This is a genomic window from Streptomyces sp. NPDC093252 (assembly GCF_040683675.1).
In the GTDB taxonomy this organism is placed as follows: Bacteria; Actinomycetota; Actinomycetes; order Streptomycetales; family Streptomycetaceae; genus Streptomyces.
Genome location: NZ_JBFBEM010000012.1, coordinates 170,043 through 182,899, shown reverse-complemented (window position 1 = coordinate 182,899; position 12,857 = coordinate 170,043). Strand labels below are relative to the sequence as shown.

18 protein-coding genes are annotated in these 12,857 nt (G+C 69.1%); 16 read left to right on the top strand and 2 right to left on the bottom strand.

Annotated elements, in window-relative coordinates:
- The first annotated feature begins 14 nt into the window (after nt 1-14).
- From AB0O01_RS25210 to AB0O01_RS25170, 9 genes are all read left to right on the top strand, one after another.
- Nucleotides 15-821 carry a hypothetical protein gene (locus AB0O01_RS25210; protein WP_365316729.1) on the top strand — a complete coding sequence of 269 codons (807 nt, stop codon included), beginning with the start codon at nt 15-17 and terminating at the stop codon, nt 819-821.
- Nucleotides 822-925: 104 nt separating this feature from the next.
- A complete protein-coding gene (locus AB0O01_RS25205; RefSeq protein WP_365316887.1) occupies nt 926-1,255 on the top strand; it encodes a rhodanese-like domain-containing protein in 330 nt (109 codons plus the stop codon).
- A gap of 215 nt (nt 1,256-1,470) precedes the next feature.
- The gene (locus AB0O01_RS25200) at nt 1,471-2,382 is read left to right on the top strand and encodes a DUF5819 family protein (protein ID WP_365316727.1); all 912 of its coding nucleotides are present in this window, start codon (nt 1,471-1,473) and stop codon (nt 2,380-2,382) included.
- Entirely contained in the window at nt 2,379-3,608 is a 1,230-nt protein-coding gene (locus AB0O01_RS25195) for an HTTM domain-containing protein (RefSeq protein WP_365316725.1), read from the top strand. The genes AB0O01_RS25200 and AB0O01_RS25195 overlap by 4 nt, the downstream gene beginning before the upstream one ends.
- A complete protein-coding gene (locus AB0O01_RS25190) occupies nt 3,605-4,351 on the top strand; it encodes a TrmH family RNA methyltransferase (protein ID WP_365316724.1) in 747 nt (248 codons plus the stop codon). Before AB0O01_RS25195 ends, AB0O01_RS25190 begins: the two co-directional genes overlap by 4 nt.
- 153 nt (nt 4,352-4,504) lie before the next feature.
- Nucleotides 4,505-5,698, top strand: a complete 1,194-nt coding sequence (locus tag AB0O01_RS25185; RefSeq protein WP_365316723.1) for a helix-turn-helix transcriptional regulator — start codon at nt 4,505-4,507, stop codon at nt 5,696-5,698.
- Nucleotides 5,699-6,015: 317 nt separating this feature from the next.
- Nucleotides 6,016-6,138, top strand: coding sequence for a hypothetical protein (locus tag AB0O01_RS25180; protein WP_365316721.1), 123 nt, complete (start codon nt 6,016-6,018; stop codon nt 6,136-6,138).
- Nucleotides 6,135-6,338, top strand: a complete 204-nt coding sequence (locus AB0O01_RS25175) for a hypothetical protein (RefSeq protein WP_365316720.1) — start codon at nt 6,135-6,137, stop codon at nt 6,336-6,338. Before AB0O01_RS25180 ends, AB0O01_RS25175 begins: the two co-directional genes overlap by 4 nt.
- A 365-nt stretch (nt 6,339-6,703) precedes the next feature.
- Entirely contained in the window at nt 6,704-6,868 is a 165-nt protein-coding gene (locus AB0O01_RS25170; RefSeq protein ID WP_365316718.1) for a hypothetical protein, read from the top strand.
- Between the two features lie 91 nt (nt 6,869-6,959).
- On the opposite strand, the gene AB0O01_RS25165 is transcribed toward AB0O01_RS25170, so the two are convergent.
- Complete coding sequence (locus AB0O01_RS25165; RefSeq protein ID WP_365316716.1) at nt 6,960-7,364, bottom strand: hypothetical protein; 405 nt, start codon at nt 7,362-7,364, stop codon at nt 6,960-6,962.
- A gap of 110 nt (nt 7,365-7,474) precedes the next feature.
- Nucleotides 7,475-8,821: a tetratricopeptide repeat protein gene (locus AB0O01_RS25160; RefSeq protein WP_365316714.1), complete on the bottom strand. Its 1,347-nt coding sequence runs from the start codon at nt 8,819-8,821 to the stop codon at nt 7,475-7,477.
- Nucleotides 8,822-9,147: 326 nt separating this feature from the next.
- On the opposite strand from AB0O01_RS25160, the gene AB0O01_RS25155 reads away from it, so the two are divergent.
- From AB0O01_RS25155 to AB0O01_RS25125, 7 genes are all read left to right on the top strand, one after another.
- Nucleotides 9,148-9,405 carry a hypothetical protein gene (locus AB0O01_RS25155; protein ID WP_365316712.1) on the top strand — a complete coding sequence of 86 codons (258 nt, stop codon included), beginning with the start codon at nt 9,148-9,150 and terminating at the stop codon, nt 9,403-9,405.
- A 195-nt stretch (nt 9,406-9,600) separates the two neighbouring features.
- On the top strand, nt 9,601-9,765 hold the full coding sequence (locus AB0O01_RS25150) for a hypothetical protein (protein WP_365316710.1): 165 nt from the start codon (nt 9,601-9,603) through the stop codon (nt 9,763-9,765).
- Between the two features lie 20 nt (nt 9,766-9,785).
- A complete protein-coding gene (locus tag AB0O01_RS25145) occupies nt 9,786-9,950 on the top strand; it encodes a hypothetical protein (RefSeq protein WP_365316709.1) in 165 nt (54 codons plus the stop codon).
- 150 nt (nt 9,951-10,100) lie between these two features.
- Nucleotides 10,101-10,388, top strand: coding sequence for a hypothetical protein (locus AB0O01_RS25140; protein ID WP_365316707.1), 288 nt, complete (start codon nt 10,101-10,103; stop codon nt 10,386-10,388).
- Nucleotides 10,385-10,672, top strand: a complete 288-nt coding sequence (locus tag AB0O01_RS25135; RefSeq protein WP_365316705.1) for a hypothetical protein — start codon at nt 10,385-10,387, stop codon at nt 10,670-10,672. The genes AB0O01_RS25140 and AB0O01_RS25135 overlap by 4 nt, the downstream gene beginning before the upstream one ends.
- Nucleotides 10,673-11,088: 416 nt before the next feature.
- Nucleotides 11,089-12,012 carry a radical SAM protein gene (locus tag AB0O01_RS25130; protein ID WP_365316703.1) on the top strand — a complete coding sequence of 308 codons (924 nt, stop codon included), beginning with the start codon at nt 11,089-11,091 and terminating at the stop codon, nt 12,010-12,012.
- Between the two features lie 6 nt (nt 12,013-12,018).
- Nucleotides 12,019-12,852, top strand: a complete 834-nt coding sequence (locus tag AB0O01_RS25125; RefSeq protein ID WP_365316702.1) for a protein kinase — start codon at nt 12,019-12,021, stop codon at nt 12,850-12,852.
- Nucleotides 12,853-12,857: the final 5 nt, after the last annotated feature.

Genomic DNA, 12,857 nt, shown 5'->3' with positions numbered 1-12,857 from the left:
CCTACGCTGAGCGGATGACGACCCCGGAAGCTGAGGACGCGCGGCCCGAGGCGCGCCTGGAGAAGGCCGTGCGGGCGGCCGAGCAGGCGCTGATCGAGTACGAGATCGCGGTGGAGACCTTCCGGGTCGAGGTGGACAACTTCTCCCGGCTGCACCACCAGAGGCTCGGCCCGATGTACGCCCGCCTCGAAGAGCTGGACGCGCAGATCGCCGAGGCCCGTGCCGCCCGCAGCGGTACCGCCGAGGACCTGGCCACGGCCCGGGAGCTGCGGGCGCGGGTCATGCCCATGCCGGACGTGGAGGAGCTGTTCCACGGCTGGATGGACGGTGAGGGGCTCTTCCCCGAGGCCGTCGCGATGCTCACGGACCAGCCGGTACGGCCCCCGCAGCGGGTCCGCCCCAGCGACGGGGCCCGCCGCCGCTACCGCGAGCTGGTGCGCAGCGCCCATCCCGATCTCGCCCAGGACGAGGGCGAGCGCGCCCGCCGCGAGGAGTTCCTCACCCGGGTCAACGCCGCCTACGCGCGCGGCGACGAGACCGAGCTGGCCGAACTGGCCGAGGAGTGGGCCGCCGGACCCCGCCCCCAGGACCTCGCCCCCATCGGCAGCGAGGAGCTGTACGCCCGCCTGGAATGGCTCGCCCGGCGCAAGGAGCTGCTCAGCGCGGTCGCCAAGGAGCTGGAGGAGAGCGCCATCGGCTCGATGCTCCGGCTCGCCCCGGACGACCCGGACCGGCTGCTGGACGAGATCGCCGACCAGCTCATCGCCGAGGTGGCCCGCCGCGAGGCCGACCTCGCGACCGAGACGGCGGCGGCTCCGTAGGGTCCTCGCGATCGAGACGGCGGCTCCGTAGGGGCCCTGGCGGTCGGGACCGCACCGTCCCACCCCGGTCCGGTAGCGTCGGTTCCATGAACTTCGGAGCTGGTGTGCCCACCGTGCAGGTCGGGGACCTCAAGGACGGCGACTTCCTGGTGGACGTACGGGAGGACGACGAGTGGCGGGCCGGGCACGCCGCCGGGGCGCTGCACATCCCGATCAGTGAGTTCGTCGCCCGGTACGGCGAGCTGACGGAGGCCGCCCCGCAGGACGCGCGGGTGCATGTGATCTGCCGCTCCGGCGCCCGCTCCGCCCAGGTCACCCAGTACCTCGCCCAGCAGGGTGTCGACGCCGTCAATGTGCACGGCGGGATGCAGATCTGGGAGGCCGAGGGCCGCCCCGTCGTGACGGACGGCGGCACCCCGGGCTTCGTCCTCTAGGACCCGCCCCGCCCCAGGCACCGGAACCCCCTGTATCCGCCTCCCCAGCGGATGGGCCGCGAGCGGCCCGCCGAGGGCCTCCTCGTGGGCGCCGGGCCGATCCCGGCCTGGCCTGCGGGGGTGTGCGGGGCGGCGCCCGGCTGAGTACCGTTCGCGTTCGAGCACGGTCGGCGCGCGGTGCGGGACGGACGGACACGGAATCGGGGCGGGGCGGAATGGACGCGGACGAGGCGGCACCCCAGGGGCCGGGTGCGCCCCCGGCGGCACCCGAGAAGCCGGGTGCGCCTCCGGACCCGTCCCCGTCGGCCTCCCGGACGCCGGGGCCATCCCCGGACCCGTCCCCGTCGGCCCCCCAGCGTCCGGAGGCATCCCCGGACGCGCCACTGGACGCACCCCCGCCCCAGCCGCCCCGGAGCGACCCCGCCCCTGACCCCGCCACGGGTACCGCCATCGGTACCGCCACCCCCGATGGCCCCGGCATATCCGGCATAGCCGGCCTCCCCCTCCCCTACCGGATCGGTGTCGCCCTCGCGCTCGCCGCCGTGGCCGTCGCCGTCTGTGTCCACCTCGGGATGGTGTTCCTGCACGTCGCCCCGCCGAACACGGTGAGCAAGCAGCATGCCGCCACCATCGACGACTGGGTCTACCCGGAGTTCGAGCAGAACTGGAAGCTGTTCGCCCCCAACCCCCTCCAGCAGAACGTCGCCGTCCAGGTCCGCGCCCAGATCCGCACCCCGGACGGCGCCGTCCGCACCACCTCCTGGTACGACCTGTCCGCCGCCGACGGCCGCGCCATAGACGGCAACCCGCTGCCCAGCCACACCCAGCAGAACGCGCTCCGCCGCGCCTGGGACTACTACGCCGCCACCCACGACGGCGACAACCGCGTCACCGGCCCGCGCGGCACCCTCGCCGAGACCTATGTCCGGCGGCTGGTGGTGCTGCGGCTGGTGCGCGAGGGCGCGGCGGGGGAGGGCGGGTCCGTGGAGCGGGTCCAGGTGCGCTCCAGCACGACCAATGTGGCGCCGCCGCCCTGGAGCGAGGAGGAGATCTCCCTGGACCCGGTGCACCGGGTGCTGCCCTGGTGGCAGGTCCCCGCCGGAGAGCGCACGGGGGACATGGGATGAACCGTTTCTCGCTCGCCGTCTCCCGCGCCATCTGCCGGGTCACCGAACGCCCGCTCGGCCCGTACCAGAGCGCGGTGATCCGGATCGGGTTCGCGGCGACCTGGCTGCTGTTCCTGCTGCGCGAGTACCCGCACCGCGCGGAGCTGTACGGCCCTGACGGCCCCTGGAGTCAGGAGCTGGCCGAGGAACTCGTCGGCATGAACGGCGCGTTCACCGCCCTGCTCTGGTCCGGCAGCCCGCTCTGGTTCGAGACGGTCTACGCCCTCGCCGCGCTCTCCGCCCTGCTCCTGCTGCTGGGCTGGCGGACCCGCACCATGTCGGCGCTGTTCATGGTCGGGGTGCTGTCGCTCCAGAACCGCAGTGTCTTCGTCGGCGACGGCGGTGACAACGTGCTGCATCTGATGTGCCTGTACCTGGTCTTCGTGCGCTGTGGCCGGGTCTGGTCGCTGGACGCCCGCAGGGCCCGCCGGACGGCGGCGGCCCGCGCCCGCGGGGAGCGCCCCACCGACCGCACCGGCCCCGCCCTCTGGACCCTCCTCGCCCTGGCCCTCCTGTCCGTGACCGTCTCGGGCCGGCTGGACAGCGAGTGGACGGTGCCGGTGCTGCTGTGGGGGGTGCTGGCCGGTACCGCCCTGTGGTGGGCCGCCGGGCGCCTCCCGGAGGGCGCCCCGCCGCGCACGCTCCTCGACATCCTGGCCAACATCCTGCACAACGCCGCACTGCTGGTGATCATGGCGGAGGCGTGTCTGATCTACGCCACCGCGGGCTGGTACAAGATCCAGGGTTCGCGCTGGCAGGACGGCACCGCCGTCTACTACCCGCTCAACCTGGACTACTTCTCGCCCTGGGCGGCCCTGGGCGACCTGCTGACCGCCAGCGGCACCCTGGTGATGCTGATCACCTACGGGACGGTCTTCGTCCAGATCGCCTTCCCGTTCGCCCTGCTCAACCGGCGGGCGAAGAACGTCCTGCTGGCCGCGATGATCACCGAGCACGCGGTGATCGCGGTGGTGCTGGGCCTGCCGTTCTTCTCCCTGGCGATGATCGCGGCGGACCTGGTCTTCCTCCCGACCCCGTTCCTACGACGCCTGGGCCGCCTGACCTCCCGCCTGACACCCCGCCGGGCAAGAAAAACGCACGAGCCCGAGGACAAGGACAAGGCCAGGGACAAGGCCAGGGACGAGAAGGAGGACACCCCCACCACCCCCGTAGGCTTCCCGGCATGAACGACCCGCTGAGCGTCTGGCACCGGGCGGCCGACTCCTCGGTCCTGCTGGACGGCTTCCACGCCCTCAAGCACGCCCTGCGCTTCGGTGCCGCCGTCCCGGTGGCGGTCACCACGGACCGTACGGCGACCCTGGCGCTGGCGGCCGACCTGGCACCGGACCTCACCGGCCGTCTGGCCGCGCTGCTCACCGAGGTCCCGGAACCGGCGTACCGCGCGCTGGTGCCGCGCCCGCATCCGACCGGCGTGGCCGCCCTCGCGGTACGCCCGCCGCGGGCGGCCCAGCGGGAGCGGCTGGCCCGGCTGCCCCGCCCGGCCCCGGTGGTGGTCCTCGACAACCCGCGCAACCTCGGCAACGCGGGCGCGGTGATCCGGCTGGCGGCGGGCTTCGGCGCGACGGGCGTGATCACCACGGGCACGCTGGACCCCTGGCACCCGACGGTGGTGCGGGCGGCGGCGGGCCTGCACTACGCGACGGCGGTGGAGCACCTGGAGGTGGCCGACCTGCCACCGGGCCCGCTGTTCGCCCTGGACCCCGAGGGCGAGGACCTCCGGGATGTGAAGCTCCCCGACGACGCCGTCCTCGCCTTCGGCTCGGAACGCACGGGCCTGTCCCCCGAACTCCGCTCCCGCCCGGCCCATCACCTGGCTCTCCCGATGACCCCCCAGGTCAGCAGCTACAACCTGGCGACGAGCGTGGCGATGACCTTGTACCACTGGAGCCTTGGGAATCGCCCCGCCTGAAGGGGCCGGGAGCTTCCCGCGCGGGGGCAAGGGGCCTACGTGCGCGGCAGATTGGCCCCCGCTCCAGCAAGGGCCGATCGCCGTTCCCCCTCCATACGTCGGGGGTACCGTTCTGAGTGACCAGGTCAGAACGGAGTCAGTATGCCCCGGCACGTGGACGATCACATCGGCGCACGGATTGCCGACTACCGGAAGCTGCGCCAACTGACGCAGACGGGACTAGCGCAGCGCGCTTTCGTTTCTCGGGGAACAATCGCCAAAATAGAGGCTGGGCTAACCCCTGCGACACCGACAACTGTTGCGGCGGTGGCGCGAGTGCTTGAGGTTGACGTAGCAGTGCTGAATGGGCAGCCATACATTTCGGAAATGCGACAGGACAAGCTAGATCGCATGATCATGCCACTGTCTGACGCGCTCGATCTGTACGACCTCGGGCCTGATCTGGAGATCACCCCTCGACCGATTGCCCAGATCGCAAATGATGTCAGGGAGCTATGCATCGCTGCCTGCGCGACGGAATATCGGGGTGTGGGATCCAAGCTGCCCGGCCTCATAGGTGAGCTGACAACGGCCGTGAGCCTACTCCCTAGTGGGAGCGACCGTAGCGAAGCAGCGACGTCGCTTAGTTGGGCCTATTGGGTGGCTTACGAGTTTGCCTATCGGCTGGGTTATCACCAACTTGCCATGATCGCCCTGGAGCGAATGGGATGGATGGCGGAGCAAGCGCAGGATCCCTTGTTGCTGGCACTCCGCTTGGGCAAGCGCAGCAGCATGCTGCTGCGACGTGGGAACAATCAGTTGGCGTTGAGGGTGTTGGAGCGGGGGCACCAGTTGATTGATCAGCATGACCACCCTGAATCGATTGAAGCGCTGGCGGTTTCGGGGACTCTGCGCCTGGCTGGCGCTATCGCGGAAGCGCAAGCGAAGAACGAGGATTCGGTGAAAGGTCAACTTGAGCTTGCGCGCAAAGCGGCAAAACAGATTGGCCGGGACGTACCTCGCGTCTATTGGACGTCATTCGGTGTGACGAATGTGGCTCACTTCGATGTCGCCACAGCGGTTGAGTTGGGAAATCTCGGAGACGCAATGAAATCAGCCCGCAGGCTCCGCTTCCCTGTCGACCACCCCAGAATGCGTGTGGGGCGATATCATATCGAAATGGCCAGGGCTTACTCGCAAATGGGAAAGCCTGACTTGGCGGAAAAATCCCTGCACGATGCAAGGGAAGTCGCCCCCCAACAGGCTAGGTACCACCCGTTGATGCGGGAGACCATCGCTGTCTTGGTGCGTCGGCAACGAAAGGCGCCACAGGGGCTTGCATCGCTTGCGGCGTGGGTCGGCATGTAGTCCTGTCAAGGGCCGCGGTGTTCCCGGATCGGGAACACCGCGGCCCTTCCATGTCGGCACTCTGAGGTGAGCACAGGAGACCCCCGCGACCGCTCGAACGGTCCGGGGGCGTGGCCAACCTGAGAGAGCAGGTCAACATGGTGAAGCTTATCCGCCCGTTCGTGGGCTGGGTGCTGGGTGTCTTACTACCGGGGAAGGGGAAGCGTCGGGCGGGTACCCGTCTGGTCCCTGAGGCTCCCGTGCAGCGTTCGGACGCGCCTCGTCCGGGCGTTGCACGGGACCGTGCGCCCAGGTCGCCGTTGGTGGTCCGCCCGTATGTGATCGCTGCGGACCGGGAGCGGGGACGTCAGAAGCGGCGCAGGGTCGCCCTGGTGCTGGCTGCCGATTTCGGCGTGGATCTCGACCGGCATGTGGTCGGCGCCGAAGGGGTGGGGGCGTGACCGGGCCGACCGGGGGTGCCCCGGATGAGGACCGGATGTCGTCCGAGTGCGCGGTTGCGCAGCGTCCGGAGTACGCGGACGGGCACGACCGGTGCCGTCTCCTGGAGGACATCCCGATGCCCCACAGCGGCGGCAAGGTGACCCTGGTCCCGCGCTGCACGTGCCCCTGCCACGACCGGACCGGGGAGGGGGCGCGGTGAACGCCGGTACTCCGCCCACGCCGGGCAACTCGCGCATGACGGTCGAGATCTACCGGGTGGGCCCGGACGGCACGCGGACCGGGCCCACGCGGCGGCGCACGTACCAGCGCGGTCCGGGGCCGCTGACGCTGGTGTCGGACCGGTGGCCGCCGTGCCGTTGCCCGCGCTGTCTGTCGGGTCGGGGCCCGCGGCCCTGAGCGGCGTCGAGACGTGCCGAGAGCGCCGGCTGCCCCTGCCGGACGGGACGGCAACGCCCTGGGCGTACGCGTCGCACGGGCCTCCATGACCTACCACGCCCGTGCCGGGCACCCGAACACCCGACCGCCCCTTCGCGGCTGGGCATGACCCCACAGAAAGTGCGCGAGATGAGCAACGACGACGACCTGTTCGGCCTGATCGGGGATCTCGGAGCGGCGGTCAACGCCGCCAAGGACTCCGACCTCGACCCCCAGTTGCGGGCACTCGCGCAGCAGGCCGCCGAGAAGGCGGCGGCCGAGCTGGCGCGGCACAAGCCTGACAACCCCCAGTAGACCCCCGTCCGGCCACCTGACGACGGCGGTGGCCGGACGGTTCCACAGGTCCGGCAAGCAGCACGCCATCGACTTCGCCGCCGCGTAGTCGCTAGCTCAGCGCGCGGCGCAGCGTCGCCAGCGGGTCGAGGTCCGGGAACGTGCGCCGGATCTCGATCTGCGCCTGCCCGATGAGGTCATCGAGCAGCACGGGCGCCGCGCCGTACAGCAAGTCGTGCAGATACGGCACGACGGCGGATTCGTCGGCGGGCAAACACACTCTCACCCTCAGCGGCGCACCCTCGCTCTTGTACCGTCCCGCCGGTAGTCCGACCTTTTCCGGGTGGACGCACACCGGCGTCCCGTCAGCCGTGTACCGGTGGCCGTCAGCGGGACGGAACGGGCATTCCCCGGTCGGACGCTCGAAGACGTCGAACTCCCCCACAGGGAGACGGCGCGAGGGGCAGATCCCGCAGGCGAGGTGCAGGACATCACCGTTGACGAAGGACTCGGCCACGCAGCGAGCCTAGTCCTCCGGCAGGACCGGGAGCCCTTGTTCCCGGACGGGACCCAGCGGACTTTGACGGGTATCGGCTTCCTCGGGACTTCTGTGTGTGCGGCACTCCATCAGACAGCCTTGCGCGGTACGTCTTGCCGCAACATCTCGCGTGCTCGCTCATGAAGGGCCCGTGCGGCAGGATTCTTGAGGAACGGTTTGAGCGATCTTCTCATTGACTTGATTCTCTGATCAGCACGGCCGGACTGTACGAACGGGTAGTCGTCCATTACCTGACTCCACGTCGCACACGCAGCTTCCAGATGGCCCATGCGCATCTGCCGTTCTGCGAGTGTTGCCCCATCCAGGACTGCCCGGCGACGATGACGCTTGTTCTGCAAAGAGGCATATCGCTTCAGCGACTGCACAGAACCGGCCGTATCCCCCATCCCGTATTTCACTTGTGCGATGTCGTACTCCAGAACGGCGTCCCGGTAGTGTCCCATTACCACCCTGCTGGAAGCACTGGTCCTGCCGATCTCCGTTTCCGCTTCCCGAAGGAAGGTCAACGCTGACCTTTGGTCGCCTGTCAACGCGCTGGCATATGCACGCTGTCCCGCCAGAAATGCCCGCAGGTTGGACTCGATCGACTTTCCTTCATTCATTGCCGCAGAAGTCAGCCCAAGCGCAGTTCGGTTGTGCCCCAACTGAAGGGCCTGGGAACTCATGCCATGGAGTGCAAGGGAGTATGCATTCCTGTCGCCCGCCGCCCTCGCCAGTTCCATCGCCTTCAGATAGTAGCGCTGCCCTAGATTTTGCTGCCCCTCATCAACGGCCATATACCCTGTCAGATAGCAGAGGTCGGAGGCAGCGGAGAGCATTTTGGCGCGCACAGAGTCCGACCCTTCCGCGGTCAGATACGGTGCAACCGTGTTCACGATGAACGCTGCCGCTGTCGGGCGGGCATCCCGGCCGCCAAATTGGTAATCAAGATCGGAGAACTGTTGCGTCATGGCAACAACCATCGCGATCTCGCCATCCCCAATGCGTCGCACCTTGCCCGATTCAGCGGCCGTGATTCTCTCCACGGCATCATGCCAGTTGGGAATCATCATTGCGGTCGAGAAAATACCGGCGCCGAGCACGCTGCGACGAGCCGCGTCCATATCAAGCCTCCCAAGTTCGACGAGTTCCTGAACTATCCCCATTTCTGAGGTTGCGGGTACGGCGGGTGCAGGGAAGCCGGCTTCGGTATGCGAAACCGCCCGATTCAGTCGGCGGGCCAACGCCTCAAGGACAATGGGGCGAACTGGCTCACGAGGTAAGTGTCCCTTGAGCCATTGATTTACGGACGGCTCTTTGTACTTGAGGTGCATACCTCTTTCTGCGCCGATCCGATTCACCGACAGCGCGAACTGCCGTTGCGTCCACCTGGCCTCCCGATGCAGCCTGTCCAAATTCAGATTGGGAGTCTTCATTGACTCTCGCCCCCCGGCGCTGGCGTGGATCTTAATTTCTTAAGCCCTGGTACTGGCTCAACGGTACCGCTCTGCGTCACGAGCCAGTTGCCTAGAGTCATGAGAGCGACATGTAAGGCGTGCGGGGAGTCACCGGACACGACAGGTGATCCGGCTACACCCCTACTGCCGGGCGACCAGCACGGCGTACCTCCTCCCCCCGCGCGAGTCCCCCACTGCCCGTGGCTTGAGCCACCAGCAGCGGGAAGGGGTCCGACTCGTGCGCGCACCCCCCCGCCGCGGGGGTCGGGACCCACAACCACCCTCCCCCGGACAAGGAAACGCACATGGGCGCCACTCTCCCCAAGGGTTGGACGTACTTCCAGTCACAGCCCTCCCTCCAGGGCGAACCCGCGCACTGGTATGCAACCCCGCCGTACGGCGCGCACGTATCCGTGCTGCACGAGAAGTACGGGGCGCGCAAGTCCAGCGACCCGGCATGGAGACTCGCTCACACGGTGTACGCGTCGACCTGGACGAAGCTGTGCCAGGAAGCAGCCGAACAGGTCGCGCTGTACGAGCAGCTCACCGAGGGCGAGCGGTGAGCGTCCCCGCACGACGCGCGGACTACTGTGCGAGCGCGCTTCCGGCCACCGCCACCGCCACACCGGTCCCCGACGTCCGTGCCAGTGCGGCACTCATGAAGTCCGGCAGACCCGATTCCGATCGGGCGGCGAACGGCGCCTTGCGGTTGAGTGCATCCGGTGCTGCTTGATCTCGGCACCCCTCGGTCCGGCCCCGTGAGCGTCGAGACGCGCCGGGAGGGCCGGCTGCTGCACCAAGTGCTCCGCGCTGCCGGACGGGACGGCAACGCCCTGGGCGTACGCGTCGCACTGGCCTCCATGACCTACCACGCCCGTGCCGGGCACCCGAACACCCGACCGCCCCTTCGCGGCTGGGCATGACCCCACAGAAAGTGCACGAGATGAGCAACGACGACGACCTGTTCGGCCTGATCGGGGATCTCGGAGCGGCGGTCAACGCCGCCAAGGACTCCGACCTCGACCCCCAGTTGCGGGCACTCGCGCAGCAGGCCGCCGAGAGGGCAGCGGCCGAGCTGGCGCAGCACCGGCCCGACAACCCCCGATAGACCCCCGTCCGGCCACCTGACGACGGCGGTGGCCGAACGGGCCCGCAAGGCACCCAAACGACAAGGAGAGTGCAGAAGCAAGCTGCGGCTACGCAGCCCCGACCCCTCCACTACTCAGAAGTATTGAGGCCAGCCTACGGAGGCTGATCGATGACTGACCCGCCCAAGCCCCTGGCACTGCACATGCCCCTACTCCAGCCTGCCCCCGTCGAGGGGTGCGCCGTCTGCGGTGCGGCGGCGACCGCTCGCGACTCCGCCCGGAGACTGGGCAGCGCCGTCAGCGAACGGGCGGCGGACGAGACGATCCGGCAGCACCCGCACCGACGCGCGACAGACCAGACCGCCAACGGCGACGGCGACAGCCAGACCCTCGCCCGGTTACGGGAACTGGTCCGTGAGGACAACCGGAAGCGCCGGGAGGGTGGCCGCCCGCTGTGACAAGCCGCAACCCCGGTCCGGCGCCCGCGCGGGCGGCCCGGCCGCACCCGTTCTTCCGCACCCCGCACGAGATCGTCATCGGCACGGTCGTCTTCGATCTCGACTACGAGATGCCCGGCACGGTGCGAAATCTCGACGGCCGCTGGGTCGATCTACAGCGCCCCACGGGACTCGTCTGGCGCGTGCACTTCACCCGGCTGAGGCGGGGCACGGAACGCGAGGTCCGCGAACTGGTCGCCCTGGCCAAGCTCCAGCGTGCACGCGAGCGGGGGCGGTGGTCGTGAGGCGCTTTCGGGATTTCGCCGCAGCGGTTACCGGGCCACTGCTGATCGCCGTGCTGAGCGGGTCCTGCGGATTCGCGCTCTGCATGGTGCTCCGCACCTGAGTTCCCCCCACGAGTGTCGGCAGAGAGCCGATGAACCAAGGCCGGTGCGCGTCCACCGAACGGCCACACCGGCGAGTCCGGCCCGTGCCGGACATGGGCATCCCCCCTTGTAGCTCAGTGGTAGAGCGCGAGCACCTCGCACAGCGCCGGCTCCCCGCTTTCGTTGCCGTTCGCAGGGAGCTTCGAGGCTTCGAGGCCCCGGTTCGATTCCGGGCAAAGGGTCTGCCCGCCCTGCAAGGGCACGGTCCAGGAACACTCGAGCGCCACCAGGGCGGGCGCCCGATGCACCACAACTCGGATCAGAGGAGTGAGAGCGTGACCGCACCTTTTCTTGAGGCGCCGGCCGACGGAGACGCCCCAGTGGCGCCCCGGTTCCTTTGGCTGGACCTGACCCGCAACTGCCAGCTCGAATGCACCCATTGCTACAACGCCTCAGGCCCCTCCGGCAGCCACGGCGACATGAGCCGTGAGAACTGGCTGAGCGTCCTGGACCAAGCTGCGGGGTATGGCATCCGACTCGTGCAGATGATCGGAGGCGAGCCGACCATGCACCCGCACTTCGCGGAACTGGTGGAGCACGCACTCGACGTCGGCCTCAAAGTCGAGGTCTACAGCAATCTCGTTCACGTCGAGGCCGACTGCTGGCGGCTGCTCCAACGTGAAGGCGTGAGCCTCGCCACGTCCTACTACGGGCCTCCGGCCCAGCACAACAGCGTCACGAAACGCCCCAGCCACGCCCGTACGCTCACGAACATCAAGCGGGCCGTTGCGAAGCGCATCCCTCTCCGCGCATCCGTAGTCGTCCTGGACCCCTCTGAGACCGGAGCGGAGGCCACGGCGGAGTTGCACGCGCTTGGCGTGAAGGACGTCCGCGTGGACCACACCCGGCCGTTCGGCCGGGCAGCCGAGGGGCGGAAGCCGCACACCGGTGGTCTGTGCGGGCGATGCGGCGACGGGCGTGCATCCATCGGACCGGACGGACAGGTCTCCCCCTGTGTCTTCTCCACCTGGATCGGCGTGGGCAACGCCCGGCACACCCCGCTGGCCGCTATCCTCGGCGGGCCCGAAATGGCGGACGCCCAAGCGGCAATCCGGCAGGGACGGGGGCTGACCCGCTCGATGAGCTGCGGGCCTGACAGCCCGTGCGGCCCCGATGACCAACAGCCTCCCTGCGGGCCCGAAACCGACGACGAGTGCACCCCCGGATACCCGGGAACCGAGTGCAGCCCGAGGAACTGAAGGATCATGAGTGCCGAGCCCGAGCCCGAGCCCGAGCCCGAGCCCGAGCCCGAGTCAGAGATCAGGGCCCTGATCCGGCCCCACACGGGCGTGGTGCGCGACATCCGGCGCACGGTGCGGGGGTTCAGCACGGACCTGACGGCACGGGTGGACGCCGTGAAGGGGCGCTTCTTCGTCAAGGCGGTGCGGAACCGTCCCGGTGGGAGAGCGGACTCGTTCGCCAGAGAGGCGCTGATCAACCCCTCCGTCCGGCAGTTCTCCCCCCGACTTCGGTGGGAGGTGCAGGACGCCCGTTGGATCGTGCTCGGGTTCGAGTGGGTCGAAGCTCGATCCGCCAGTCTGCTGCCGGGCTCGGTGGATCTGCCGGGCGTTGTCGAACTGGTCGATTCCATCGGTGGAATCGACGTGCCCCGTCAGGCCCGGGACTGGGCCGAGACCCGCTGGGACCGTTTCGCCACCAGCGCGGGCGAGGCCGCCTGGTTCCAGGGTGACGCGTTGCTGCACACGGACGTGAACCCGAGCAACCTTCTCGTGGGGGAGCGACGGTTGTGGCTGGTGGACTGGTCCTGGCCGACCAGGGGTGCCGGTTTCATCGATCCGGCGATTCTGGCGCTCCAGCTCATCGCCTCAGGGCACAGTCCGGCCGAAGCCGAGTCGTGGGCGGCCCAGTGCAAGGCGTGGGGCAGGGCCGACCGGAAGGCGATCGATGCCTTCGTGGCCGCTACGGCGCGCATGTACCGCTTCCGCGCCGCCAAGAGCCCTGACGCATCGTGGTTGGCGGCCATGGTGGTGGCGTGCCGAGCCTGGTGCGAGCGCCGAGGCGTGCGTCTCGCTGAGTGACCGGC

Bases quoted from the DNA above. Each gene is read 5' to 3' on its own strand.
- AB0O01_RS25125 (WP_365316702.1), top strand. From the start codon at position 12,019: ATGAGTGCCGAGCCCGAGCCCGAGCCCGAGCCCGAGCCCGAGCCCGAG.
- AB0O01_RS25170 (WP_365316718.1), top strand. From the start codon at position 6,704: ATGAGCAACGACGACGACCTGTTCGGCCTGATCGGGGATCTCGGAGCG.
- AB0O01_RS25200 (WP_365316727.1), top strand. From the start codon at position 1,471: ATGGACGCGGACGAGGCGGCACCCCAGGGGCCGGGTGCGCCCCCGGCG.
- AB0O01_RS25160 (WP_365316714.1), bottom strand. From the start codon at position 8,821: ATGAAGACTCCCAATCTGAATTTGGACAGGCTGCATCGGGAGGCCAGG.
- AB0O01_RS25190 (WP_365316724.1), top strand. From the start codon at position 3,605: ATGAACGACCCGCTGAGCGTCTGGCACCGGGCGGCCGACTCCTCGGTC.
- AB0O01_RS25155 (WP_365316712.1), top strand. From the start codon at position 9,148: ATGGGCGCCACTCTCCCCAAGGGTTGGACGTACTTCCAGTCACAGCCC.
- AB0O01_RS25195 (WP_365316725.1), top strand. From the start codon at position 2,379: ATGAACCGTTTCTCGCTCGCCGTCTCCCGCGCCATCTGCCGGGTCACC.
- AB0O01_RS25145 (WP_365316709.1), top strand. From the start codon at position 9,786: ATGAGCAACGACGACGACCTGTTCGGCCTGATCGGGGATCTCGGAGCG.
- AB0O01_RS25210 (WP_365316729.1), top strand. From the start codon at position 15: ATGACGACCCCGGAAGCTGAGGACGCGCGGCCCGAGGCGCGCCTGGAG.
- AB0O01_RS25140 (WP_365316707.1), top strand. From the start codon at position 10,101: ATGACTGACCCGCCCAAGCCCCTGGCACTGCACATGCCCCTACTCCAG.